The organism is Brevibacillus nigriterrae, from assembly GCF_049846925.1.
Classification (GTDB): domain Bacteria; phylum Bacillota; class Bacilli; order Brevibacillales; family Brevibacillaceae; genus Brevibacillus_H.
In genome coordinates, this window is record NZ_JBNCMT010000015.1 from 97,237 (window position 1) to 118,393 (window position 21,157).

Sequence of the window (21,157 nt, forward strand, 5' to 3'; positions counted from 1 at the left end):
TAGGGGGAGTGACAGGTGGATTCTGTAGTAATCGTCGCTGCTGGCCGAACACCAATTGGTACGTTCGGTGGCTCGCTCAAAGATGTAAGCGCTCGCAAACTGGCGGAAGTGGCTATACGAGGGGTTATTGAACGCTCAGGCATTGATCCGACGGAAATCAACGAAGTGATTTTAGGAAATTGTATTCAGCGGACTGACGAGCCAAACATTGCAAGAACGGCTGCTATCGACGCTGGTCTAGGAAAAGAAGTAACCGGACTCACAGTTCAGCGTCAGTGCTCCTCCGGGATGCAGGCGATCGTAAGCGGAGCTGGTCAAATCTTGCTAGGTGACACTGAGGTTGTGATAGCTGGTGGTGTAGAGAGCATGAGTAATGCTCCCTATGTGCTCAAAAATGCTCGTTGGGGCAAAAGATTGATGCACGGGGAAATGACAGATGCCATGTGGGAACTGTTGACTGATCCGCATCACAACATCTTAATGGGTGAAACGGCTGAACGGCTTGTTGACAAGTACAACATTACGAGAGAAGAGCAGGATGAAATTGCCTACCGCAGTCATCAAAATGCCATCCGTGCCATCGAAAGCGGGCTGTTCCGTGAAGAAATCATCCCAGTGCCTTTGAAAAAGCGGAAGGAGACCATCCTCTTTGATACGGATGAACATGCTCGCAAAGACATCACTCGTGAGAGTCTGGCTGCACTTCGCCCCGCTTTCCGTGATGACGGTTCTGTTACAGCTGGAAATGCATCTGGTCTGAACGACGGTGCATCTGCTGTGATGTTAATGAAAGAAAGCAAAGCGCAAGCCCTCGGACTAACTCCACTTGCACGAATTGTTTCCTATGCCTGGGCTGGTGTAGAAGCAGAATTGATGGGTTACGGCCCCGTTCCGTCCACACAAAAAGCATTGGTGAAAGCAGGTCTTACCCTTGCTGATATCGATTTAATTGAAGTGAACGAAGCGTTCGCAGCACAGTATTTGGCTGTTGAAAAACTGCTAGAGCTGCCTCGTGAAATTACCAACGTCAATGGTAGTGGCATCGCATTAGGACATCCGGTTGGTTCCACAGGTTGCCGAATTATCGTTTCCTTGCTCCACGAAATGAAACGTCGTGATGTTCAGCGTGGCTTGGCAACGTTATGTGTGGGCGGCGGTATGGGAATGACAATGATCCTCGAACGTCCGTGATTTGATCCATTAACTGAATAAAACCTGCCGAATCCGGTAAGAATGGAAGTGACCCCATCATGGACTATGCCAAGATGGGGATTTCTTTCCTTTTTACGAAGGAAGTTTAAAAAGTCCGGGAAACATTGCCGTCGTATCTCGGTTGCGCCGTACAGGATGTGCAAGTGTCGGCATTGCCAACAGGATGTTGGCGCTTTTAGCCGACCGTCGCCGCTCCGCTGCTCACGTAGTCTACCTACGTTCCGGTGCGCCCCACAGGACGTGGTAGTGTCGACGTTCCAACAGGACGTTGGTGTCTTTAGTCGACCTCACGACTTCCGCGCCTTGACCTACGAGGCCCTGTTTGTCCTCCTTTTTAAACTTGATTATAACTTACCGTTATCCGGGAGGTTGGTTACTGGTAATGAGTCGTTCATTTTTTTCGAATCGCACCCGACGTATTCTCGGATACATCTTCCTGTCTGTGGGACTAACCATTTTTGGCATCGCAGCCTATACTGCATTTTCATTTAATCAAATGACTCGTGACTGGTATGAACCGCTCACAGGTAATTCAGAGCCATTGCGAGCTCAGGCAGAAGAACCACCTCGCACCATTACGAAGCAGCCGATTTTGGAACTACTCAAAAAGCCGGCACCACTCAAGCCCTTCACTCTCCTGTTGATCGGGATTGACAGTCGGGACGGGGAGCGGGCCAGATCCGATACGATGATTTTGGCTACTGTGCATCCGGACAAGCAGCGTGCCTACCTACTATCCATTCCTCGAGACAGTTTTATGCATTTGCCAGGAAGAGGGTACGATAAAGTAAACCATGCAATGGCTTTTGGTGGTCCAAAACTGGTCAAGCAATCATTGGAAAGCTTCTTTCATATCAAGATAGACAAGTACATGACAATTGACTTCGACGGCTTCCGCAAAATTGTCGATGAATTGGGCGGAGTAGAAGTCAACGTCAAAAAGAGAATGAAATATACTGATCCGACCGATGACACATATATCGACCTGAAACCAGGGCAGCAAACCTTGAACGGCAAGCAAGCGCTTGATTATGCACGCTATCGAAAAAGTGACATCGGGCCAGACGACAGCGACTATCATCGGATTTCCCGGCAGCAGGAATTGATGAGAGCATTGGCAAACAAAGGAGATTCTGTTCAGGCATTCGTGAAAGCGTTCAAACTGATGGATGTCATGGGACAGCATGTTAAAACCGATCTGACCGAACAGGAGATTGCCTCCTTGCTGATTTCCTACTATGATCCCAAAGATAACAACCTAGAGACAGACACCTTAAAGGGTGCGGATGAACGGATTTGGAGACATGGAATCCGAGGGTGGTATTACCTGGTGCCTCATAAGGAAAAAGAACGAATTCATGCCAGAATCAAACAGGAAATGGCTGATTAAATTCCAAAACTCGACGTTTCAAAAGAAATGTTGAGTTTTTTGCATTTTCAAACTATTTTTTGTTGGAAAACTTCATATATTTAGACTACAATGAAGGGTAGGAAGATGTTATGAATGTGTATCGTACGGGACAAGTGAGCTATTCAAAGGATTGGAGGGAATTATTATGTCAATTGCCAAGCCTTGGATCGCCAGTTACCCCCAAGAAATCCCAGCGTCATTGGAATACCCCCGTGTTCCTCTCACGCACTTCTTAGAGCAGGCGGTAAAGGAGTTTCCTAACAACATTGCTCTACATTACATGGGTAAACGACTCACATTTTCAGAACTGTTGAATCAATCCTATCAGTTTGCACACGCATTAGTGAAACTTGGCGTGAAAAAAGGTGACCGTGTGGCAGTCATGCTTCCGAATTGCCCTCAGGCAGTGATTGCTTTTTATGGGGCATTGTTTGCAGGTGCTGTTGTGGTTCAAACCAATCCGCTTTACACGGAAAGGGAATTGACCCACCAGCTTGCCGACTCGGGCGCAGAGACAATTGTTACACTCGATCTTTTGTTCAATCGTGTTATGAAGGTAAAGCCAGACACTGCGGTGAAGAACGTCATTGTTACAAGTGTTGGTGATTATTTGCCTTTTATCAAAAAGCTGTTCTATCCGTTTGTTCAACGCAAACAGGGACAAAATCCGCAGGTTCAGTACGGGAATGGTGTTGAATCTTTTCTTTCACTTGTAAAAGAAAGCGCTCCCACACCGATGAAGGTGGATATTGATCCTGAGAAAGACCTGGCTCTTCTGCAGTACACGGGAGGGACAACTGGTGTAGCCAAAGGAGTTATGCTTTCCCACAAAAACCTCGTTGCCAATGCAACACAATGCAAGGCGATTTTGTACAAATTGAGACCAGGAAAAGAAAAAATACTAGGTGCGTTGCCGTTTTTCCATGTGTATGGAATGACCACGGTGATGAACATGGGTATCTTGCTTGCGGGTGAAACCATTCTCATACCTCGTTTTGACGTGAAGCAGATTCTCGAAGCGATTCATAAAGAAAAACCTACGTTATTCCCGGGTGCGCCTACCATGTATATTGCACTCATTAACCATCCTGATTTGAAAAATTATAATTTATCCTCCATTGAGGCTTGTATCAGCGGTTCTGCACCGTTGCCAGTGGAAGTTCAACAGCGCTTTGAAGAGCTGACAGGCGGCAAACTGGTTGAAGGGTACGGACTGACTGAATCGTCTCCGGTTACGCATGCCAACCTGATTTGGGGCAAACGTGTCAGCGGCAGTATCGGCTTGCCATGGCCGGATACTGATTGCCAAATTGTCGATCCGGGATCAGGCGAAGAATTGCCGCTCGGCCAAGTCGGCGAGCTGGCTGTCAAAGGACCGCAAGTAATGCTTGGTTACTGGAATCGTCCAGAAGAGACCAGTGCAACTTTGCGAGATGGCTGGTTGTTGACTGGCGACATGGCCTATATGGATGAACACGGATATTTCTATATTGTTGATCGTAAAAAAGACATGATCATTGCAGGTGGCTACAACATCTATCCACGTGAAGTGGAGGAAGTTCTGTTCGAGCATCCTGCTATACTAGAAGCAGCGGTTGTCGGTGTTCCTGATCCATACCGTGGAGAGACAGTCAAAGCATTTATCGTAAAGAAAAAGGATACTGACATAACCGAAGATGAGTTGAATCAGTTCTGTCGCAAACGTCTGGCTGCATACAAAGTGCCTCGCCTCTATGAATTCCGTGAAGACTTGCCGAAAACAATGGTCGGAAAAGTGCTGCGGCGTCATTTGCAGGAAGAGAGCAAGAAGCAAATGGAGGCAGAACAAGCGGCACATTCTGCCCAATCCAAAGCGGAGTAAGTATAAAAAGAAAGCGGTGTTCTCCGGGAGACACCGCTTGTTTTATTTATGTACTGGTGATCCTGCCATGTGTAACCTCGTCATGGCTGGAGAAATGATTACAGACGTGGAGTCTCCACATCCTCCGAAATCTCGACATCCTCATCATGAATATCGATAGCACCATGAACTCGCAACGTATCGGTGATCGAATCACGCAGTGATGGATTTGGTACAGCGACAGTAAGCACCACCAATCCTCTTTCCACATGGGCTGCCATCTCTTCTGCCCTGTAACGATTAATTCCCAGATCAATGAATCCGCCGGCAATTCCGCCCGCTGTTCCTCCCGCCAATGTAGCGATGATCGGACCGGCTGCCAAAATAGGCCCAAGTCCAGGAATCAAGAGGGTGCTCATGCCGATCGCAAGTCCGATACTTCCACCTACCAGAGCACCGTACCCAATTCCATCCGCCACAGTGTCAGCGCTTAAATCTCGTGAAGTGGACTTGTCATCCGTCATTTGCACGATCGATACATCTTCACGGTTTACATAGGCTTGCAGTGCATAAAAGCATTGCTCTGCCTGATCAGGTGTCCGGAAGGTAGCAATAATATGTGGTTTCATCCCGTGCCACACCTCCTACAGAGTTTTAAGATATTTAAAGATCGCTTCTACCTGTTGTCTATCCAGGCCAAGATTGGGCAATGCTGGCATCGGGCCACGCCCGTTTAACAACACTTTTTGCAACTCGTCGTCATTCAGACGTTGAGAAACTCCTGCCAGACCAGGCCCGACAAGCTTTTCTTTCGTAACGTTATGACACGAAGTGCAATTTTGCTGAAAGAGTGTAGCACCATCATAAGGTGCATTGGTTTTCCCGCCAGGGCCGCTGGTTTCCAAGCGATCATTGATGGGAGTTGCGAAAGTAGCATACCCCAAGCCCCAGATTCCTAAAACGATGTACACGGTGATCAGGAATTTGGGAACTTTTGCATTTCCCATGCGAATGCCAGAAACCTCGTGGTATTTCTCGTGGGTCAAATCCTTCTTTTTCTGTTTGTTTTGTAGATCGTCTTTCTCCGTCGTCATCCATCATCACCGTCCGTTATTTGCTGGTAGAGAAGTGGTTCCTGCCGTGGACGGAGCAGGTTTAAGACTCATTAAATAAGCGATTAGGTCATCTGTTTCCTGTGGCGTCAAATAATTATAGGAAGGCATAATGCTTCCCGGAAGGACGCTGCGGGGATTCTCCAGGTGCTTTCGATGCCACTCGGGACTGGTCCTTCTACCCACCCACATGAGATCGCCACCCGTGCGAATCGTACCTTGCATCACAGGAGAATCATAGTAATAATCCTCAGGTACGGATACAGGGCCTAATGCTGTATCTGCTTTAACTGCACGGACGTATTGGGTATGGCATGTGTGGCAGCCTTCACGAATATAGATTTCCCGACCACGATATTCTGCTGAATCGGGTTTGTAGTGCCGTGCTTCTGCGTTGGCATTCGGTTTTACCATGGTTTCATCGAAAAATGGCAAATATACGGTTGCAAGAGCACCAGTCATCCACAGAATCATCGAGCCGATGATGAAAGGGGTAATACTCGTCTCTTTTTGTGCCAAAGACTACCTCTCCTTTCGCTTGTCGATAGTGTCGATAGAAACATCGAATCTATGCTGTTTTCTGGCTTTCCTTTTCAACAGGTTTACCATCACGTACGGAACGGAAAATGTTATAAACAAACACGACTTGTCCCAGGAACATTAATATCCCACCAACGCCACGGACCATGGAGAATGGACGAAGAGCAGTCATCAACTCAACAAATTGAATGCCGTACTGCTTTCCATCTGCCCACCCGAAACCTTGCATAACCCCTTGGGTCCAGGTGCTGAAAGCAAATAGCAAAAAACCAATGACGGAAAACCAGAAGTGGGTTTCCTGAAGTTTTTTACTATATACTTCTCTTCCGGCCCAGTCCCTCACACCGTAATAAATCAGAGCAAAATTGATAAAGGTGAAACCTCCAAATAATGGCATGTGAGCATGACCAACGATCCAGTTCGTGAATTTGATGACGGCACTGGGGCCCATTAAGCTTTGAAAAGGACCTTGTAGACACGTAATTAAATAAAAGAGGGAGCCAGTAAGCATAAATTTCAGTGGAACGCTATCGGAAACCAGTTGCCACTTGCCTTTCATCGTGCCAAAAACATTGGCAAGCACCGTCCAAACTGGGATAATAAGAAGGATGGATGGAATTGTTCCTGCCTTCATGATCCAGTTGGGAATGGGCCCATTTTGTAAATGGTGAGGGCCGTTCCACACATAAAAGGTAGCAATCGTCCAGAATCCGATGAGAGATAATTTGTGACTGTATAGAGGGTTTTTGGTCAGTTTAGGAAGTAAGTAATATAAGAAACCGACACCCACTGTCGTAAACCATAAACCAACTATGTTATGACCAAAAAACCAGGCAGCCAACGCTTGCGGTATACCTGAAATCACACCATTAGGCAGGTTTCCTACGAGATACAGAAGCGGGAACCAGATGAGCGAGCCCATGAAATACCACAAACTGACGTACAACTGCTTCTCTTTTCGATTGGCAATGGTGCGAAAGCAGATGAACATCACCCCTGCAAACAAAGCGAATAAAACAATATCAATTGGCCACAAGTATTCAGCGTATTCAATTGCTGTTGTGTAGCCCAACATCAAAGTGATGACGCCAACCCCGTTAAATACATTCCAGAGGTGTCCGGCTATTAACGCCAGCCGGGGGTGCTGAAGTGGTGTTCGGGTCAACTTCGGTATGACGTAGAACAACCCGGCTACCTGAGCTGTTGACAGCCAGCCATACAGGACCATCTTGGTATGAACGGGACGAATGCGGCCATATTGCAAATATTTCTGCAAAGGGCCTACCACTAAAAAGTCAGGCCAGACATATTTGATGGCAAGAATCAGTCCGAAAGTCATACCGAGTAACAACCAGACGAATGAGGAATAGTACAAGTAGCGCACGGCTCGGTACGATGTATCTTGATTAGTAGTCATTGACAGAAATCTCCTTTCCTTGGCGCTCTGATGTAAGTATTTCCAATCGACACCAGAGTATGCACAGGATAGGGATTGACACTTTTTTATGACTTGTATTACACTTGATGTGAATGAATAGTCATTCATTTTAAGATCCTTGAGACGATAGCGGAGGTTTGGTATGGCAAAGAAGACGGGGGAAAAGTATGAAGCCATCATTGATGCGGCTGTTCGCGTAATTGCGAGACACGGGTACCACAATGCCCAGGTATCGCGGATCGCCAAAGAGGCGAAAGTAGCGGACGGTACGATCTACCTCTATTTTGAGAACAAGGATGACATACTCATTTCTCTATTTAATGAGAAGATGGGGCAGTTTATTGAAACAGGTCGTGCTCGTATTCAAGAAGCGAAGACAGCGGAAGAGAAAGTGTATATTCTCGTGCAACACCACTTGTCCCATTTGGGCAACAATCCTGAAATGGCAATTGTTACTCAGATCGAGCTGCGTCAATCAAACCCGGATGTAAATCAAGGGATTGGTTCCGTTCTCAAAGGGTACTTCAATTTGATCGAAGAAGTGATCCGTGAAGGGGTAGAGCAGGGAATATTCCGCGATGATCTTGATATTCGCATGGCACGCATGATGCTGTATGGAACAATAGACGAAGCAGCTACATCATGGGTAATGAAACAGTGTAAGTATGAACTCATTTCTCTCGTTGATCCCATTCATAACCTCTTCCTACACGGTTTAATGAAAAAATAGCGAGAGAAAACGCTTTATTTTGGCATTCTCCATTTGATACAATGATCTTGGCACCCTTTTTGAGCGACCGCTCAGTTAGGGGGGTTGCCAAATCGAGGGGAGTGGGAAAGAAACATGCAATTTTCCAATGTATTGGTGGCAGTAGAAGAACGAATTGCCGTTGTATCTATTAACCATCCGCCTGCGAACGCTCTGAATCATGCGACGTTGGAAGGATTACAGGCTGCACTCGATCACCTGGAAAAGGACGAGCAAGTCAAGGTTATATTATTGACTGGCGAAGGCCGCTTTTTCATTGCAGGTGCGGACATTAATGAATTTACTTCTCTATCTGATGCACAAGCTCAACAAATGGCGGAAAAAGGCCAAAGCCTCTTCAATCGTATCGAGACCTTTTCCAAACCAATCATCGCTGTGGTAAACGGTGCTTGCTTGGGTGGAGGTCTGGAGCTTGCGATGGCTTGCCATATTCGACTCGTTGCTGCGGAAGCAAAGCTGGGCTTGCCTGAGCTGAATCTTGGTCTGATCCCGGGCTACGGTGGAACACAACGACTTCCTCGACTGGTTGGTCGTGGGATGGCAACCAAGATGATTTTAACCTCTGAGATGATCGGTGGCGAAGAAGCGCATCGCATCGGATTGGCGGAAGCCGTATATCCGGTCGAGCAATTGCTGGATGAAGCCAAAAAATTAGCATCAACGATCGCTCTGAAAAGCAGCATTGCCATGAAGTATGCACTGGCTGCTGTTCACTCTGGCTACATAAAGGGATTCGAAGAGGGGCTACATCAGGAGGCAGTTCTTTTCGGAGAGGTATTCCGTTCTGAAGATATGAAAGAAGGCGTAAGTGCCTTTTTAGAAAAACGCAAACCCCAATTTAAGGATCGCTAAGGAGGTACGTGTATGAACATTCTTGTAGTTCTTAAACAGACGTTTGACACAGAAGAGAAAATTGTCATTCAAGATGGCAAAATTAGCGAAGATGGCGTTGAATTTATCATTAACCCGTACGATGAGTATGCCGTTGAAGAAGCAATCAAGCTTCGCGATGAGCATGGTGGCGAAGTAACCGTTATTACTGTTGGACCAGACCGTGCCGAAAATTCCCTGCGCACTGCACTTGCAATGGGTGCTGACAAGGCTGTGCTTGTTGATGATGAATCCCTGTTTGGCGATGAGTTCACAACAGCGAAGGTACTCGCAGCAGTTGCGAAAAAAGTTGGCTTTGACTTGATTATTGGCGGACAAATGGCTGTTGATTCCGGTGCAGGTCAAGGCGGCCCACGTCTTGCTGAAGAACTCGGCATCAACCATGTATCGACCGCTGTTAAATTAGAAATCAATGGTTCTTCCGTGCGTGTTGAGCGTGACATCGAAGGGGATTTGGAAGTAGTTGAAACTTCTCTTCCAGTACTCATTACAGCTCAACAAGGCTTGAATGAACCACGTTATCCTTCTCTGCCAGGTATTATGAAAGCGAAGAAGAAACCGTTGGATCGCTTCTCCGCTGATGATCTTGGTTTATCTCTTGATGATGTGAAAGCAAAAACAGCAATCGTAGACCAATACTTGCCGCCGAAAAAACAAGCTGGTCGCGTACTGTCCGGTGACACATCCAGCCAAGTGTCAGAATTAGTTCAACTTCTTCGTAATGAAGCAAAAGTGATCTAGGGGAGAGAGGGGATTCCACATGAAAAAAGTACTCGTACTTGCAGAAGCACGTGACGGTCAACTTCGTAACGTATCTTTTGAGGCTCTTGCAGCTGCCAAAACTATTGCCGATGGTGGAGAAGTAGTAGCTACTGTGTTTGGACCTGGTGGAGATGCTTATGTTTCCGCACTCGCTTCTCATGGAGCATCCAAAGTATATGTGGTAGCAAACGATGCCTTGGCTCAATATACGCCAGACGGCTTCACACAAGCTCTTGCTCAAGTAGTTAATGAAGTAAATCCAGATGGCATCATCTTGGGACATACAGCAATCGGACGTGACCTCGCACCTCGTGTAGCAGCTCGTCTTGGTCTAGGACTTGTATCCGATGTGACAAGTGTAGAAGCGGGCGGAACATTTACTCGTCCGATCTATGCGGGTAAAGCGTTCCAAAAACGCAACTTCACAGATGGCAAAATCTTCGTAACGATTCGTCCAAACAACATTCCAGTGAATGAAGCGGATACTTCCAAAACAGCAGAAGCCGTTGCATTCAACGCTGATATCAAAGACCTTCGTACGATCATCAAAGAAATCGTTCGCAAAACTTCAGGTAAAGTGGATCTTTCTGAGGCAAAGGTTATTGTTTCAGGCGGACGTGGAGTAAAAAGCAAAGATGGCTTCAAGCCACTAGAAGAATTGGCTGACGTATTGGGTGCAGCAGTAGGTGCATCTCGTGGTGCTTGCGATGCTGATTTCTGCGACTATGCCCTGCAAATCGGTCAAACAGGAAAAGTAGTAACACCAGATTTGTACATCGCTTGCGGAATCTCTGGAGCAATCCAGCACTTGGCGGGTATGTCCAACTCCAAAGTAATTGTTGCCATCAACAAAGACCCAGAAGCTCCTATCTTCCAGGTAGCTGACTATGGAATTGTGGGCGACCTGTTTGAAGTAGTGCCACTTTTAACAGAAGAGTTCAAAAAAGTATTAGCATAAATATATAATCTGAATAAGTATGCCGGGGATAAATATTTTATTCCCGGTTTTTTGTTTTGTCAACGTATTGACAGTGATTATCATTTTCATTTATAAATAATAATGAAAATCATTATCAATATAAAAAGAGAAAGTGGGATGAACAAATTCATGTTTCGAAAGGGGATTCAAAAGCTCCATCTCTGGCTGAGTTTGGTGGCAGGTGTATTTATCGTTCTTATTGGTTTGACAGGCAGTATTCTAGTTTTTGAAGGGGAAATTACTAGGGCAACTCACCCCGAACTATTCCAGGTTACGCCAGGCAAGGTAGTTTCCATTGAGCAAGCATTGGAGGCTGTCAAGGCTGGACATGAGAAAAGAACGATTGATCGAATCTATGGTCCCGATTTTCGAGATGCTTACGGAGTGTACTACTTCCGAGCAAAGGATGGGAAAGAAACCAAGTATGTTTATGTAGATCCTGGGACTGGGAAGGTGTTAGGAGAAAGAGGAAGCGAATCATTTTTTAGTTGGGTATTACAGTTGCACAGATACTTACTGTTGAAAGATTTCAGCGGTGCAGAAATTGTTGGTATCATTGGTTTTGTGATTACGTTTATTACCGTTTCAGGGATCTATCTCTGGTGGCCAGGTTTGGCGAAGTGGACGAAGGGCTTTATTATTCGTAATAGTAAAAATCGCTATGCACTTCATTATGACTATCATAAAGTTTTTGGAATTATCTCTGTTCCTTTTTTACTCGTTGTATCATTAACAGGTGCGTTGTTTGTGTTTGATGAACCGATTTTTGCCTTGTTCGGTGCGAAGCCAAATACTTCTCCAGCGAAAGATCTTCTCATCTCGAAGCCGTTAGATAGTGGCAAACTGGCAATTGATCAGCTTATCGCAAATGCGCAGCAAAGTGTGCCAGATGGCAAGTTCATGCAAATCAGAATGCCAGCAAAACCGGAAGAAGGGAAGCCAGAGGGAGCAGTTGATATTCGCATGACTCATGGGTATGATCCTGCGGGAGCGGGCAATGTACAGCTTTGGCTTGATCAGTACAGTGGAAAGATCATTGCAAAACAAGATGCAGTAACCGATGCTGGATTAACCTATCAGACATGGTTGTTTCCGTTACATACCGGATTGTTCGGTGGTATTTTCACAAAAATCATTTACTTCATCGGTGGACTGATACCTACCTTGCTCATGGTGACAGGAACCTATATGTGGTATACCAAACGGGCAAGACAACGACTGGCAAAACGGATGAAAGCAGAAAAGCTCGTCCAACCCAATGTAGCATAATAGCATAATTTGAGGAGCGTATCTTTCGGGATGCGCTCTTTTCATATAATTTTCATTTGAAAAAATCATTTTATAGTTTTATCCTATTATTACGGTGATTAAATAATATATCTATAGTAGACAAAGGTGTGATTTCTCATGTCAGATACAATGGTAAACTGGCTTTCGCATAGTATTGGGATGATCCTGGTAGTAGCTTTCTCTCTTCCAAGCTTTGCGCTGATCTGGATGGCGAAGAAAGTGGCCAAGCATAAAGAATTGAAAATCGAGGAAGTGCAATCTGTGGCACTATCGCTGGAAGGGAATCAAACAAAGTACGCAGATATCCAGCAAAGCGAGATTCTCTCCAGTTTTAATGAGGATATTTTTATCCAAAAAGCCTCTGCTGCCGATATTACCAGAGGCAAGCATATTCTTATTGAAACCTCTACAGAGGACATTGCCATTTTCCCAAAAGACGGCATCGATCTTTATGTAGAACGAATCAACCGCAAGAGTCGTAAGGTAAATGTTTATTGGGCTAGAAGCAGCGAACTTGCTGGTCTATTAGCAAGGTAATGGATTGCCTGCAGGCCATTGGGGCAAAATAGGGATATGTTGTGAAAGTGTCTGATGTCATGGTCAATTCAGAAGCAGGATGGTATACTTTAACCTGAAATAAGTTTAAGTGAATATGAGGGAGGCTTTTTATCATGGCAATTGTAAATGTATCCGATCAATCCTTTGCTCAAGAAGTAGAGCAAGGTGGTACAGTTCTCGTTGATTTCTGGGCACCTTGGTGTGGTCCTTGCAAAATGATCGCTCCTGTCCTTGAGCAAATCGATGGAGAAATCGGTTCTCAGTTGAAAATTGTAAAAGTAAACGTTGACGATAATCCTGATTCTGCTGGACGCTTTGGCGTTATGTCTATCCCTACGCTTTTGGTGTTCAAAGAAGGTCAGCCGGTTGATAAAATCGTGGGCTTCCAACCAAAAGAAGCGTTGATGTCTACGTTGAACAAACACCTGTAAGATAATCAAATTTCTACATACAAGCAGCTAGCTTTCGGGCTATGCTGCTTATTATTTTTTCCAGGTCATTTTTACGTAATAAGCGACCGATATTGCCATGAGCAAAAGGGCTCCCCATGTTTTACTATTCAGGATAATTAAGTGCAGGAGTGCCTGTGGCATTTCCAAAGTTGTGCAGTTATTGGTTTGGTATGCTCCTTCTTGACCTGTATATCTTCCATAGATGATATAGCTTGAGCCAATCGTAAACCGTTGACCACAATACATAGAATAATCATCAGTCCACACCGTTACTTCGTTGTCGAGAGTGCCTTTCCATACTTGATTCACTTCAATCGTAACCTCATAGCGATTCCTCAGTTGTTTCCAATCTTTCACAGCGAGAACTGTTCCAGAAAACGCAGCAGTTGACTCTTTGAGGGGATTTTCTGGAGTCTTGCAGATACATGCTGATGCAGTTGTTGGATAAACCATTATCATCAAAAGTGGCAACAAGAAAAGCATGAGTGCCCGTTTGATAAAAAGCCCTCCCTTGTATCGTTTTTTGTATATTTTACCATATATTGAATATTCTTAAATCTGGATTCAGTTCGTCCCTCTTTCTGCGTGGGTATTCTAGAAGAAGAACATTTGTGCTACTATATGTATGGTTGTAAATCGTTGAGAGGAGGACAACGGGTGAAGACAATTAAAGATAAACTGGCTGTTCTCCCGGACAAACCTGGCTGTTATCTCATGAAAAATGCGACGGGTGAAATCATCTACGTCGGTAAAGCCAAAGTACTCAAAAACCGGGTGAGATCCTATTTCACTGGAAGTCATGACGGTAAGACACAATTGTTGGTTAGCGAGATAACCGACTTTGAATATATCGTTGTATCATCTGCGATTGAAGCCTTGATTCTGGAATGCAATCTGATCAAGCAATACAATCCCAGATACAATATCCTGCTAAAGGATGACAAAACGTACCCATATATCAAAATCACCAATGAGACCCACCCTCGGCTGGAAATTACTCGCAAGGTTCTCAAGGACAAGGCGAAGTATTTTGGGCCGTATGCCAATGCGGGGGCAGCCCAAGAGGTGAAGAAGCTCCTGGATCGTCTCTATCCGCTGCGCAAATGCCAGACCATGCCGAAGCAGGTTTGCCTGTACTACCATCTTAATCAATGTCTGGCACCTTGCGTCTATGAAGTGGAAAGCCAAGAAAACGAGCGTATCGTTGATGGGATCTGCAAGTTTCTTGACGGCGGGCACGAAGCGATGAAGACGCAACTGACAGAGAAAATGATGCAGGCCGCAGAAGAGATGGAGTTTGAACGGGCCAAGGAGCTACGTGACCAGATTCGCAACATCGAAGCCGTTATGGAGAAGCAGAAGGTAACCTTCACGGATACCGTTGATCGGGACATTATCGGGTTTGCGGTGGAAAAGGGCTGGATGTGTATACAGGTTTTCTATATGCGCAAAGGCAAAATGATCCAACGAGAGACGTCGATGTTTCCGTATTACGGAGATGAGACCGAGGACTTCATGTCGTTCGCTGCCCAGTTTTATTACGAAAAACAGCAGGCACTGCCGAAAGAAATATTGCTTCCGGAACAAAGTGAGCCGGAGCTTCTCTCGGAATGGCTGCATGTGAAGGTGGCAACTCCGAAACGAGGCAAAAAACATGAACTCGTCTTGATGGCAATCGAAAACGCCCGTATCGCCTTGCAAGAGAAATTCGCCCTGATGTCCAAAGATGAAGCTCGGACCATTCAGGCTGTTCACAATCTGGGGCATGCATTGGGAATCGGTGTGCCGCATCGAATTGAAGCTTTCGATAACTCCAACATTCAAGGGACAGAGCCAGTATCCGCCATGGTAGTATTCACTGATGGGAAACCTGATAAGAAGGAGTACCGCAAGTTCAAGATCAAAAGCGTGGATGGCCCTGATGATTACGGCTCCATGCGTGAAGTGATCCGCAGGCGGTATACGAGATTGCTAAAAGAAAATCAACCGCTCCCCGATCTGGTTGTCATCGACGGAGGAAAGGGGCAAATCTCTGCTGCCATGGATATTTTGGAAAATGAGCTGGGGTTATTTATTCCCGTGTGTGGATTAGCCAAGGACGACAAGCATAAAACGGCACAACTGCTGTTTGGTGATCCTCCCGAGCCAGTCGAGCTGAAGCGAGACAGCTATGAGTTCTATCTCCTGCAACGGATTCAGGACGAGGTGCACCGCTTTGCCATTACGTTTCACCGCCAGTCTAGAGGGAAGACAATGCTTAGTTCCCAGTTGGACGATATTCCCGGCATCGGTGAAAAGCGGCGCAAAATGCTGTTCAAACACTTTGGGTCGTTTGCCAAAATGCGGGAAGCGAGCGTGGAAGATTTCCGTCAGCTCGGCATCGGCGATAAGCTGGCTCGTGAAATCATTTCAACCCTTCGCAAGTTGGAAAGCGAAAAGTAATTGAACTTCCAAGCCATCACATGCTATAATCCGTTCTAATTGAATATGAAACCTCACTTCCCTTTATTGGAGTGAGGTAGAGGCGCGAAAACCAAGAGTACCCCCCGAGATGCGGGCATCTGTGAAGGGCAAGGGAAAGGGGAATTCGCCGAAGTGCAACAGACTACCCGAAGTCTGCTGTGCTGGGTCTGTGTTGAACAAGCACAGGACTGTCATCGCCATATACATCCAATATTGCGATGGAGAGCTATCTCACCGAGGATGAAAGAACTGCGTTTATTCGACGTAGTCTTTCTCCGACGTGTCCAAGGGAAGGAGGAACTGGTATGTCCAAGATCAGGGCAGCGACAGGTCAATCCTCGTCGTTGCCTTTTTTGCTATAAATACATGATGATTTGCACACTTTACTAGGAGTTACTAAAACGTACGGGGACCCCCAGAGTTGGGTGGTTAACGATAACGATAAGGGAGAGGAACCAGGTGGGATTAATCGTTCAGAAATACGGCGGTACTTCAGTAGGTACAATCGAGAGAATGCAGCGTGTCGCTGACCGAATCATAGAGACCAAAGAACAAGGAAACGATGTGGTAGTTGTCGTTTCCGCCATGGGCAAATCAACGGATGTACTGGTTGATATGGCCAAACAAATTACTGCGCAGCCTTCTGAGCGTGAAATGGATATGCTGCTCTCAACAGGTGAACAGGTATCGATTGCGCTACTTGCCATGACACTACAAACTAAGGGCTATGAGGCTGTATCGCTCACGGGCTGGCAAGCAGGAATCACCACGGAAAGCTACCATTCGAGAGCAAGAATTCAGGATATCGAGCATACACGTCTCAAAAAAGAATTGGCTGAAGGCAAAATCATCATCGTTGCCGGATTCCAGGGGTTCACTCCAGATGGTGAAATTACAACACTTGGTCGTGGAGGTTCCGATACGACCGCAGTGGCGCTTGCCGCAAGTCTTGAGGCAGATAAATGTGAAATCTTTACGGATGTATCAGGTGTATTTACCGCTGATCCACGGGTTGTGCCTTCTGCGCAAAAACTGGACCGGATTTCTTACGACGAAATGCTCGAGCTTGCGAATCTTGGGGCAGGGGTACTGCACCCTCGTTCAGTGGAGACTGCCAAGAAGTACAGCGTGTGTCTAGTGGTTCGCTCAAGCTTTACAAAAGAAGATGGAACGTATGTGGAGGAGGGGTCTTCAATGGAAACAGGAAGAGTAATCAGCGGGGTAGCACATGATGAGGATGTAGCAAAAATTACCGTGGTAGGAATGCCAGCACAAGTAGGCACACTTTCCCGGCTGTTCAATACGCTTGCGTCTGCACAGGTAAACGTCGATATTATTATCCAAAGCTCCTATGAAGCAAAGGTAACGAACATTTCCTTTACAGTTGCCTCCGGGGACCTGGCGAAAACATTGCAAGTGTTGGAACAAAACCGCACCGAACTGGGTTTTGAGAGTGTAGATCACGAGGAAGAACTGACAAAGGTTTCGATCGTTGGAGCGGGCATGGTGACCAATCCAGGGGTTGCTGCCGAGATGTTCCGTCAACTGGCCGAACAACAAATTTCCATTAAAATGGTTTCTACTTCCGATATCAAAATTTCGTGTGTAATTCCAGCAGCCTATACCAACCTTGCTGTTACAACCCTGCATACGGCTTTCGGGTTGGATGTGGCAGAGCAGGCAGTAGTACACGGCGTATAACATCCGCTCTATTTTCTACATTGACAGGTAAGCCCTCCCAATCGTATGATGAAAACAATTGAAAAACTCTTATCAAGAGTGGTGGAGGGACTGGCCCGATGAAACCCGGCAACCCCGCTTCGGCGGAGAGGTGCTAAATCCAGCAGGCGCATGATTCATGGCGTTTGGAAGATAAGAGCGGGTATCTGGCCAACCGGAACATACACCCCCTCTTCTCTTCGCAGAAGAGGGGTTTTTTATTTTTTCGGATGTGAAAAACGTCTCGACGTTTATCATAAAAGTGGATACGACCGCTTGCGGGCACCAAAACGGTCAATACCGTTTTGGTGTGAATCGTACCATCCGGGTCAGGGGGGATAACTTTGCAAAAAATAGGAATTGGTGACTTGCAGTTGGAATCGGGAGAAGTGCTCAAACAGGTAGATATCGGTTACAAAACATATGGTGTCTATGATCCTGAACGGGAGAATGCCATCCTTGTTTGCCATGCACTGACGGGCGATGTGTATGCTGTAGGTGATGAGAAGCGTCCTGGTTGGTGGGAAGGGCTGATCGGGCCCGGTATGCCAATCGATACAAATGAATATTTCGTCGTGTGCAGCAATGTTCTGGGAGGTTGTTATGGCTCTACAGGACCGGCAAGTCTCGATCCTGATACGAATCAACCATATGGTTCACGCTTCCCGGTTGTGACGATCCGGGATATGGTACACGCTCAGCGCCGCCTGATTGATGCACTGGGAATAGCCAAATTGTATGCGGTAATAGGCGGATCGATGGGAGGTATGCAGGTATACGAATGGGCCGTCGAATATCCAGAGATGATGGAGTTGGTCGTGCCGATTGCCACCTGTTCCCGTTTGTCTGCGATCAGTATTGCTTACAATGATGTCGGACGCCAAGCGATCAAAAACGACCCGGAATGGAATCGGGGAGATTATTACCCTGGTGCAGGGCCTACCAGAGGACTGGCGGTTGCCCGCATGCTCGGAATGATTACCTATCGCACGGCCGAGTTGTTTGAAGAGCGCTTTGGGCGAAGTTATCAACAGGAAACAGGGGCATCTTCAGCGGATATCACCTATCAGATAGAAAGCTATCTCCGGTATCAGGGAGAAAAACTTGTTGACCGGTTCGACGCCAACAGCTATCTCTGTCTTTTGCGGGCGATGGACTCGCATGATATCGGGAGAGGCCGAGGCGGGATTGAGCAGGCCTTGTCCAGAATTGCCGCCCGTGTACTGATGATCGGAATTACAAATGATTTGCTCTATCCGATTGAACATCAGGAAGAGATGGCAGGCTGTATCGGCAAGCACCAAATTCCGGTGGAGTTCCATACTATCGATTCCAAGTTTGGCCATGACGGTTTTTTGGTTGAGTTTACTCGCATGGGACGGATTGTTGCCCCGTTTTTTGCGAAAAGGAATGTTACAATCGCTGGTTCGTGAACAATACGTCACCAACAGATATGATAATATGAACATCAAAATGTTTGGATTTGTCAGACGTCAGTAGCTCCAGTTGGGCATTGGCTTCCTTTTGGAGCCAGTGAGAGATTGCTCCTGCGATGATGCCACATTCAAGCAGTAAAGAGCGTTCTAACCGCTCCTGTTCCATATGTGTGAAGACAGAGTGCGTCAGGGAATAACGATACAATTGCTCTCGCTCTTCCAGCAAATCCAATTTGCCAAGCCCAAGCCGGATAAAGGGCAGGATCAGATCGTGGGCAGATTGGAGTGAAATCTGGGACCCGATATCTTTTCCCAACCAGTAGAGAATCGGACCTTCACTGTCGCCAAGCAGCTTCTGTGTTAGACAATTACGGAGCATGTGAAACCCCAGATAAGGCATGTTCATTTGCTCCAGGTGGGCCATGGTTTGCGATGAGAACAGAGTGGCAAGCGGATCGACGATTTGTCTCACGGAATTCTCTCCTTCTCTAGTCAGATTGCAGATATTTCAATCTATGAGAGAGATGAGAGGATCATGACAACTAAATAGTAGATTTTCCTAATAATTATGGAAGAAATCCCCCACTCATATGAAGTGGGGGATTCATTTTTATAGTTGAAAATCAGCTGGGTTTAAATTTAATGTGCGGCAGATATCTCGGACTACCTCTTTTTCCTTACTATCAAAATCTCCGTCTGCTGCCCCGATCGCGCAACAAACACTTACGATTACACGGGCTACCTCGGAATTATCCTTGAACTTGCCAATTACCTTAAGAGCTTCAGCTTTTCCTACACCGTGGTCAAACTCAAAGTTGCCAACAAACTTATTAAATGAAGTAATAACCTCATTCATATCAAAAACTTTTAATTCTTCACTTCTGCCTATGTACCCAGACATTTTTTGTTTTTCTTCTGAACTGATTTGCCCGTCAGCAGCAGCTACTAAAGCGCATCCTGCTACAATAGCTTCCATAAAGTTTTTGTTTTTAAACTTTTTTACCGCATCTAGCAATGTTGACCCCGTTTTGTTGAAAAAATTTTTGACATTCATAGCATAACTCATCTTTTTTCTCCTCCATATTTTTTAATTTTCACACTCTAGTTGTCGAATTCTACCATTTATTCTATCATATCACCTAAATTTGACATAGTTTATCTCCAGAATTGGTTGACTTTGTAAACTTTTATGGTACTTTAGAATTAAAAAAATCATTTTTTGTCACATTTTGGCACAAGAAGTAGGTGCTTTACATTGAAAGTGTTTGATTATAAGGTTGTTTGTTTGGAATGCAGTACCTGTATTATTTATCAGCGAATAACTGAGGTAGTCGTTTTAGGTCCAAAGAAAGAGGTACATTGTACTGGATGTGGACGAGACAAATGTTATCAAAGATTCGAAAGCACTGTAGTAGAAAGCGGAAAACATGTGGAAGAGTACTACAAGCCCGCATCTACCGTTGAAAGAGGGGTATTATTTGTAACTGATACTTATATCCCAGAGTTAATGTCAAACAAAGACGTTGAAGAATATTTAGGATGGAAAAAAGGGAAAGTTTCATCGTACATACATAAGACTCACCGCAAAATACCTAACTTCCCTCAACCTATTCAATATCTCTCATCAGGACCTGTCTGGACCAAAGACCAAATTCAGGAATACGAACAAAAATATAAGGAAAGCAAAACTAAGAGAATGAGCTGACTAGAGGGGAGTATATCATTTGAGATACTTTCAATATTTATCTCTTGAAGATCAACAATCTATCTTTCATGAAATGCCAACCAATTTTACCAAGGATTCCGAAAAAGAATTGTTAGCTCATGCACTTGGGGCAGTTCTCTATATGCCAGCAACTAGAAAACAGATTGTAGAGGATATTGCAATGAATAAACACAAAGGGCTCATCTCCATCGTTCTTTGTTTAGAGGATGCTATTGGAGATAACCAAGTTGCTTTTGCGGAGAATTCTTTGGCGGCACTAATAAACCAACTGGGGTTGCTTATTAAGAATGGCAAGATTCACCTTTCTGATGTTCCGTTAATTTTCGTAAGGGTACGTGAACCTAACCAAATAATGAGGATCTCCCATTTACTTGGTGAGAATTGCAGATACTTGACAGGATTTGTATTCCCCAAGTTTTCCAATGTTAATGGTGATGAGTACTTTGATTACTTACTCAGAGCTAATAAACTCTTGGATACAAAACTTTACGGAATGCCGATTTTGGAGCATTCAAGCATTATTTTTAAAGAAACTCGAATCGACTCTCTTGTTGCAATT

The 21,157-nt window shown here is 45.5% G+C and carries 22 protein-coding genes and 2 riboswitches; of the genes, 15 read left to right on the top strand and 7 right to left on the bottom strand.

Annotated features, from left to right (window positions below; translation table 11 throughout):
* The first annotated feature begins 15 nt into the window (after nt 1–15).
* The 3 genes from ACPW7N_RS12960 to ACPW7N_RS12970 all read left to right on the top strand — a co-directional run bounded on the left by ACPW7N_RS12960 (nt 16) and on the right by ACPW7N_RS12970 (nt 4,484).
* Nucleotides 16–1,191, top strand: a complete 1,176-nt coding sequence (locus ACPW7N_RS12960; protein ID WP_425651513.1) for a thiolase family protein — start codon at nt 16–18, stop codon at nt 1,189–1,191.
* Between the two features lie 403 nt (nt 1,192–1,594).
* Nucleotides 1,595–2,602, top strand: a complete 1,008-nt coding sequence (locus tag ACPW7N_RS12965) for an LCP family protein (protein WP_425651514.1) — start codon at nt 1,595–1,597, stop codon at nt 2,600–2,602.
* 166 nt (nt 2,603–2,768) lie between these two features.
* On the top strand, nt 2,769–4,484 hold the full coding sequence (locus ACPW7N_RS12970) for an AMP-binding protein (RefSeq protein WP_425651515.1): 1,716 nt from the start codon (nt 2,769–2,771) through the stop codon (nt 4,482–4,484).
* 98 nt (nt 4,485–4,582) lie between these two features.
* Here the strand turns inward: ACPW7N_RS12970 and ACPW7N_RS12975 are convergent, their stop codons facing one another.
* From ACPW7N_RS12975 to ACPW7N_RS12990, 4 genes are read right to left on the bottom strand one after another with little or no spacing between them, the layout of a single operon-like run.
* The gene (locus ACPW7N_RS12975) at nt 4,583–5,092 is read right to left on the bottom strand and encodes a hypothetical protein (protein WP_425651516.1); all 510 of its coding nucleotides are present in this window, start codon (nt 5,090–5,092) and stop codon (nt 4,583–4,585) included.
* Nucleotides 5,093–5,107: 15 nt separating this feature from the next.
* Nucleotides 5,108–5,557 carry a c-type cytochrome gene (locus ACPW7N_RS12980; protein ID WP_425651517.1) on the bottom strand — a complete coding sequence of 150 codons (450 nt, stop codon included), beginning with the start codon at nt 5,555–5,557 and terminating at the stop codon, nt 5,108–5,110.
* Nucleotides 5,558–5,563: 6 nt separating this feature from the next.
* Nucleotides 5,564–6,094: a cbb3-type cytochrome c oxidase subunit II gene (locus ACPW7N_RS12985; protein WP_425651518.1), complete on the bottom strand. Its 531-nt coding sequence runs from the start codon at nt 6,092–6,094 to the stop codon at nt 5,564–5,566.
* Nucleotides 6,095–6,143: 49 nt separating this feature from the next.
* On the bottom strand, nt 6,144–7,532 hold the full coding sequence (locus tag ACPW7N_RS12990; RefSeq protein WP_425651519.1) for a cbb3-type cytochrome c oxidase subunit I: 1,389 nt from the start codon (nt 7,530–7,532) through the stop codon (nt 6,144–6,146).
* A gap of 163 nt (nt 7,533–7,695) precedes the next feature.
* On the opposite strand from ACPW7N_RS12990, the gene ACPW7N_RS12995 reads away from it, so the two are divergent.
* From ACPW7N_RS12995 to trxA, 7 genes are all read left to right on the top strand, one after another.
* A complete protein-coding gene (locus ACPW7N_RS12995; RefSeq protein WP_425651520.1) occupies nt 7,696–8,283 on the top strand; it encodes a TetR/AcrR family transcriptional regulator in 588 nt (195 codons plus the stop codon).
* A 114-nt stretch (nt 8,284–8,397) separates the two neighbouring features.
* On the top strand, nt 8,398–9,174 hold the full coding sequence (locus ACPW7N_RS13000) for an enoyl-CoA hydratase (protein WP_425651521.1): 777 nt from the start codon (nt 8,398–8,400) through the stop codon (nt 9,172–9,174).
* A gap of 12 nt (nt 9,175–9,186) precedes the next feature.
* Nucleotides 9,187–9,954: an electron transfer flavoprotein subunit beta/FixA family protein gene (locus tag ACPW7N_RS13005; RefSeq protein WP_425651522.1), complete on the top strand. Its 768-nt coding sequence runs from the start codon at nt 9,187–9,189 to the stop codon at nt 9,952–9,954.
* A 19-nt stretch (nt 9,955–9,973) separates the two neighbouring features.
* Entirely contained in the window at nt 9,974–10,933 is a 960-nt protein-coding gene (locus ACPW7N_RS13010; RefSeq protein ID WP_425651523.1) for an electron transfer flavoprotein subunit alpha/FixB family protein, read from the top strand.
* Nucleotides 10,934–11,071: 138 nt separating this feature from the next.
* On the top strand, nt 11,072–12,223 hold the full coding sequence (locus tag ACPW7N_RS13015) for a PepSY-associated TM helix domain-containing protein (protein ID WP_425651524.1): 1,152 nt from the start codon (nt 11,072–11,074) through the stop codon (nt 12,221–12,223).
* Between the two features lie 138 nt (nt 12,224–12,361).
* On the top strand, nt 12,362–12,781 hold the full coding sequence (locus tag ACPW7N_RS13020; protein ID WP_425651525.1) for a YfmQ family protein: 420 nt from the start codon (nt 12,362–12,364) through the stop codon (nt 12,779–12,781).
* A 134-nt stretch (nt 12,782–12,915) separates the two neighbouring features.
* On the top strand, nt 12,916–13,233 hold the full coding sequence (trxA, locus tag ACPW7N_RS13025) for a thioredoxin (RefSeq protein ID WP_425651526.1): 318 nt from the start codon (nt 12,916–12,918) through the stop codon (nt 13,231–13,233).
* Between the two features lie 51 nt (nt 13,234–13,284).
* Here trxA and ACPW7N_RS13030 read toward each other — a convergent pair whose 3' ends face one another.
* Nucleotides 13,285–13,737 (bottom strand): hypothetical protein, encoded by a 453-nt coding sequence (locus ACPW7N_RS13030; RefSeq protein WP_425651527.1) that lies wholly within the window; start codon nt 13,735–13,737, stop codon nt 13,285–13,287.
* Between the two features lie 138 nt (nt 13,738–13,875).
* On the opposite strand from ACPW7N_RS13030, the gene uvrC reads away from it, so the two are divergent.
* From uvrC to metX, 3 genes are all read left to right on the top strand, one after another.
* Nucleotides 13,876–15,696, top strand: a complete 1,821-nt coding sequence (uvrC, locus tag ACPW7N_RS13035) for an excinuclease ABC subunit UvrC (RefSeq protein WP_425651538.1) — start codon at nt 13,876–13,878, stop codon at nt 15,694–15,696.
* 69 nt (nt 15,697–15,765) lie between these two features.
* Nucleotides 15,766–15,954, top strand: a riboswitch (Lysine riboswitch).
* 222 nt (nt 15,955–16,176) lie between these two features.
* A complete protein-coding gene (locus ACPW7N_RS13040; protein WP_425651528.1) occupies nt 16,177–17,418 on the top strand; it encodes an aspartate kinase in 1,242 nt (413 codons plus the stop codon).
* 66 nt (nt 17,419–17,484) lie between these two features.
* A riboswitch (SAM riboswitch) is annotated at nt 17,485–17,596 on the top strand.
* Nucleotides 17,597–17,780: 184 nt separating this feature from the next.
* On the top strand, nt 17,781–18,869 hold the full coding sequence (gene metX / locus ACPW7N_RS13045; protein WP_425651529.1) for a homoserine O-acetyltransferase MetX: 1,089 nt from the start codon (nt 17,781–17,783) through the stop codon (nt 18,867–18,869).
* Here the strand turns inward: metX and ACPW7N_RS13050 are convergent.
* The gene (locus ACPW7N_RS13050) at nt 18,850–19,344 is read right to left on the bottom strand and encodes a DUF2507 domain-containing protein (protein WP_425651530.1); all 495 of its coding nucleotides are present in this window, start codon (nt 19,342–19,344) and stop codon (nt 18,850–18,852) included. The genes metX and ACPW7N_RS13050 overlap by 20 nt on opposite strands.
* A 138-nt stretch (nt 19,345–19,482) precedes the next feature.
* Entirely contained in the window at nt 19,483–19,938 is a 456-nt protein-coding gene (locus ACPW7N_RS13055) for a tellurite resistance TerB family protein (RefSeq protein ID WP_425651531.1), read from the bottom strand.
* Nucleotides 19,939–20,127: 189 nt separating this feature from the next.
* Here ACPW7N_RS13055 and ACPW7N_RS13060 point away from each other — a divergent pair, with 189 nt between their 5' ends.
* Both ACPW7N_RS13060 and ACPW7N_RS13065 read left to right on the top strand, forming a co-directional pair.
* On the top strand, nt 20,128–20,577 hold the full coding sequence (locus tag ACPW7N_RS13060) for a hypothetical protein (RefSeq protein ID WP_425651532.1): 450 nt from the start codon (nt 20,128–20,130) through the stop codon (nt 20,575–20,577).
* Nucleotides 20,578–20,596: 19 nt separating this feature from the next.
* Nucleotides 20,597–21,157: HpcH/HpaI aldolase/citrate lyase family protein (locus ACPW7N_RS13065; RefSeq protein WP_425651533.1), on the top strand; the 561-nt coding region annotated here is incomplete at its 3' end.

Coding starts and splice junctions, on each gene's coding strand:
- uvrC (WP_425651538.1), top strand. CDS start 13,876: ATGTATGGTTGTAAATCGTTGAGAGGAGGACAACGGGTGAAGACAATT.
- ACPW7N_RS13020 (WP_425651525.1), top strand. CDS start 12,362: ATGTCAGATACAATGGTAAACTGGCTTTCGCATAGTATTGGGATGATC.
- ACPW7N_RS13055 (WP_425651531.1), bottom strand. CDS start 19,938: ATGAGTTATGCTATGAATGTCAAAAATTTTTTCAACAAAACGGGGTCA.
- ACPW7N_RS13015 (WP_425651524.1), top strand. CDS start 11,072: ATGAACAAATTCATGTTTCGAAAGGGGATTCAAAAGCTCCATCTCTGG.
- ACPW7N_RS12970 (WP_425651515.1), top strand. CDS start 2,769: ATGTCAATTGCCAAGCCTTGGATCGCCAGTTACCCCCAAGAAATCCCA.
- ACPW7N_RS12965 (WP_425651514.1), top strand. CDS start 1,595: ATGAGTCGTTCATTTTTTTCGAATCGCACCCGACGTATTCTCGGATAC.
- ACPW7N_RS12995 (WP_425651520.1), top strand. CDS start 7,696: ATGGCAAAGAAGACGGGGGAAAAGTATGAAGCCATCATTGATGCGGCT.
- ACPW7N_RS12980 (WP_425651517.1), bottom strand. CDS start 5,557: ATGACGACGGAGAAAGACGATCTACAAAACAAACAGAAAAAGAAGGAT.
- ACPW7N_RS13030 (WP_425651527.1), bottom strand. CDS start 13,737: ATGCTTTTCTTGTTGCCACTTTTGATGATAATGGTTTATCCAACAACT.
- ACPW7N_RS13000 (WP_425651521.1), top strand. CDS start 8,398: ATGCAATTTTCCAATGTATTGGTGGCAGTAGAAGAACGAATTGCCGTT.
- ACPW7N_RS13010 (WP_425651523.1), top strand. CDS start 9,974: ATGAAAAAAGTACTCGTACTTGCAGAAGCACGTGACGGTCAACTTCGT.
- ACPW7N_RS12975 (WP_425651516.1), bottom strand. CDS start 5,092: ATGAAACCACATATTATTGCTACCTTCCGGACACCTGATCAGGCAGAG.
- trxA (WP_425651526.1), top strand. CDS start 12,916: ATGGCAATTGTAAATGTATCCGATCAATCCTTTGCTCAAGAAGTAGAG.
- ACPW7N_RS12990 (WP_425651519.1), bottom strand. CDS start 7,532: ATGACTACTAATCAAGATACATCGTACCGAGCCGTGCGCTACTTGTAC.
- ACPW7N_RS13005 (WP_425651522.1), top strand. CDS start 9,187: ATGAACATTCTTGTAGTTCTTAAACAGACGTTTGACACAGAAGAGAAA.